Raw genomic sequence first — 3,493 nt, forward strand, 5'->3', positions numbered from 1 at the left:
GATATCTCCAATATAGTTAAGTAGTATTGGCATGTACTCCCACGCATCCTGCACTTTTTCTACGTTAAACTGATTTTTTTGAAATTCTCTTAATTTCATTATAACTTGTTCTCTCTCTTTACTCATAATAACCTTCCCCTTCAAAATAGTTATAAGCACACTTATTTTACGCAATGAAATAATGAGTGACTATACTGGCAATTAAGAAACTTTGATCAACTAATATAAATCATAACAAATGAACTCTGACATATACTTGTCAGAGTTGTTCTTGCAACTATAATATTTTTTTTAATCATCACAAATGCACCATTACTGTTGAAAATCAACCTAGCTGTTATATAAAAGATACGAAACAAATTATCACTTGTGTTTACTTAATAGGTAACTATCCTTAACATTGTCCAGATAGCCTTTACTACTTTCTTGCGCCATATAGTTGAAGAACCGGAGGGTTTATTAACCTTGAAATGTATAAGGAGAAGAGGCTTTTAGTAAGCTATCCACTCCATAAGGATGATAAGGCATTAATTCATTAGCCCTTTGTATGTCTACCCACTCAATTTCTGAAATTTCGTCTCTATCTATAATTGAAATTAGTTTAGACAATCAAAAAATAGACACAATTCTTATTCCTGAAATGGGCCCGATAGTCGAAAGCTTGAATTCGAGATAACTTGTAATATCTTCTTATAGTGATAGGTAAGCTTTTGAAATTATCTCCAGATTTTCCCCCACTTCACACCGTACAGGCGGGTTTCCTCGCATACGGCGTTCCAACTAATCCAATCCATTCCATATTTTCATGTATAAGCAAGATGAGATGTAAAATCAGATTGCATCGTTTAGACATTGCTTGCGCAATTCATTGACCTTTAAAAGTTGTTTTTCATTTAACTTTAGTGTGTTTAAAAGCACCTGTATTTTCTCTTTTTTCCTCATATGAATAAGGTTATGAACAGGTTTATGTACTACCATCAGATTCCCGTAGGAATCATCTTTTGTTAGACAGAAGGGTGTCTTATGATGACAGTGCCAATCGTCCATACCTAGCTCAATTCCTATAACCCCACATTTTCCATATTGTGCAATAAATCGGCTGATGCGATTATCGTTGTATTCAATAGATCGGCTCGGTATAAATTGTTTCATTACATAGACGAGTGTTTGTTTATTAATTGCCCGTAAGTTCTGATGAATTTTGTCCCTGCCTATGGTTGTGTAATTACAGATGGTTTGTGAGAAGTTTAAGTTAACTTTATTACGTTGGGCATGAATAGGAGCAAGCACAATTCCTTTTATTTTATAGAGCTTACAATCATAATCTTTATACCTTTTTTGTAATGAAGGTGAGAATTCCTCTAACGATGCAACTTTTCTCATTTCTTTTAGTCGATTATAAGACGCTTTGTTAAGACGATGATTCAGCCCGTTTAAGTCTTTTGTGATGTGTGAAGCTGCCGAATAGTAGTTCTGCAACCCTATTACAACCATATTAAAACGCCAAGCATTTCTCGGTGATTGATGTTTTTGAATCGCCTTAATCGCTTGTTTCAATTTTATTTGTGCATTAGCAAGTGCCTTCTTTGTCATATGTGAACGAGCCACATAAAGTGTTCTTTTACTTGTCTTTTTCGCATGTGCTTTTATGCGGAATCCTAGAAACTCTGACGAGTTTTTCTTAAGGTTTATCACTTTGGACTTTTCTTCATTTATCTCTAGGTGTAATCTAGTTTTCAGAAAATCCTTTATAGCGAAATGCATTTTAATTGCCTGAGAACGACTACGACAAAGAACTTTAAAATCATCTGCATACCTCACAATATAACAGTGTTTCAATTTGGTTTGTTTTAAGGCATTGTATCTGCCGTTGTGTGATTGATAAGGTTTCTTTGTCTTTAGATTTTCCCATTGATTACTAACCCACCAATCTAACTCGTTTAAAACAATGTTAGATAATAGCGGCGATAAAATGCCACCTTGTGGTGTGCCTTTCTTGGGAATTCCTTCTCCGATAATCTGAGCTTTTAATAGCTTTGAAATAATGGAAAGCAATGCTTTATCCCGAATACCTAATGACCAAATTTGTTTTAATAATTTGGCATGCTTCACATTATCAAAGAAACCTTTTATATCAACGTCTACACAGTGATATAGGCATCCCCGGTTAATGAGCGTTTCGAACCTAGCTTTGGCATGATGCGTATTGCGATTTGGTCTAAAACCATAACTATGTTTGTAAAACCTTGCCTCACAGATTGGCTCAAGCACTTGAAGGATACATTGTTGGAAAAGCCTATCCCAAATAGTAGGAATTCCTAAAGGACGTGTCTTACCATTTGCCTTAGGGATGAATACTCTTCGGACAGGTTTTGGCTTATAGCATTTAAACAATTGTTGTATCGTAGATACAACTTCGGATACCGGTAAATAATTGATATCTTTAATCGTTAGTCCATCAAATCCCGCAGTTTTACTTCCAGTATTTCGTTTAATATTTCGGTAAGCCATTCGGATATTTTCATCCGATCTCATCAAATCAAGTAATCCATAAAAATTTTGACCATTAGCACTTTGAGCATATAAAGAATCAAAATGAAATTGCATATTAAAATACTCGTTGTGCCTCAGTTTCTTTCGTTTTAACAAGTCGGTGGCTCCTTTGGAGCTGAACCTCTATTAGTCTTACAAGAACCTTATTAATCGTTGAAGAACTGTCTTGCATGATGAATGAATCTTCTACTAGTCTAGTGGTTATCCCTCCACGTTCATTACACGCTTCAAAGGTACTGTACCACCACTTTCCCTGATATAAAGAAAAGTTATACAATCGCTAATCTCACGATTATTTTCCTTTCCACCGTTTCATTGAGAGTAAGCTCTCCACGTTATCAGCTTACAATGTTGAGTTACATTTATTAAAGAACAAACTTAGGTGCCTCCTATGAGCCTGTTAACTTGGAGTGTGCCTGTAACACACCATGGACTTTCATATAACCGATTTTTACTCATCCACAGCTAACCCTACATATAGTAGTAAATACATTTCTGTATCATGGGCGTATAGACCCGTACATTCAGAGATTCGTCAGCAATTAGATTAATTGTTTTATTAATTTGCATTCTCACCATATTCGTTCAACCCAAGCACCATGATTTACACCACCCCATCGGGTAGGCTTTCGTCAGCCAAACTGTTACGGTAAATTCTCGCACCTATTGACCGAGCTTATAACACAAAATCTCTTACTAGATGGTGTGCTACTCGACGCAGGGGAAGCCCTTCAGAACGTTATTTCCTCATTCGACTCCTCAATGTAACCCTTCAGTTTTAGAAGACTAAAACTGCCTGGCTTTTACCAAAATTGTGTGACCACATTTCATTTGAGCCAGGAACATTTCGCACCGATTTAAGCCCCCTTTACTTTAAGTACATTACTTCACAAACTCTACATTTTAGTTATCTTCATAGACTTTATACCAATGGTATGGT

3 protein-coding genes are annotated in these 3,493 nt (G+C 35.8%); all 3 read right to left on the reverse strand.

The features are described 5' to 3' along the window. Nucleotides 1–459 precede the first annotated feature (459 nt). The 3 genes from JM172_RS24060 to JM172_RS24070 all read right to left on the reverse strand — a co-directional run bounded on the left by JM172_RS24060 (nucleotide 460) and on the right by JM172_RS24070 (nucleotide 2,830). Nucleotides 460–609, reverse strand: a complete 150-nt coding sequence (locus tag JM172_RS24060) for a hypothetical protein (RefSeq protein WP_250886872.1) — start codon at nucleotides 607–609, stop codon at nucleotides 460–462. Nucleotides 610–831: 222 nt separating this feature from the next. Next, nucleotides 832–2,649 carry a group II intron reverse transcriptase/maturase gene (ltrA, locus tag JM172_RS24065; RefSeq protein ID WP_483297280.1) on the reverse strand — a complete coding sequence of 606 codons (1,818 nt, stop codon included), beginning with the start codon at nucleotides 2,647–2,649 and terminating at the stop codon, nucleotides 832–834. Continuing rightward, nucleotides 2,609–2,830 (reverse strand): hypothetical protein, encoded by a 222-nt coding sequence (locus JM172_RS24070; RefSeq protein WP_214484921.1) that lies wholly within the window; start codon nucleotides 2,828–2,830, stop codon nucleotides 2,609–2,611. The genes ltrA and JM172_RS24070 overlap by 41 nt, the downstream gene beginning before the upstream one ends. Nucleotides 2,831–3,493: the final 663 nt, after the last annotated feature.

Origin of the sequence: Bacillus sp. SM2101 (genome assembly GCF_018588585.1) — a bacterium.
GTDB classification, from domain to species: Bacteria; Bacillota; Bacilli; order Bacillales; family SM2101; genus Nanhaiella; species Nanhaiella sioensis.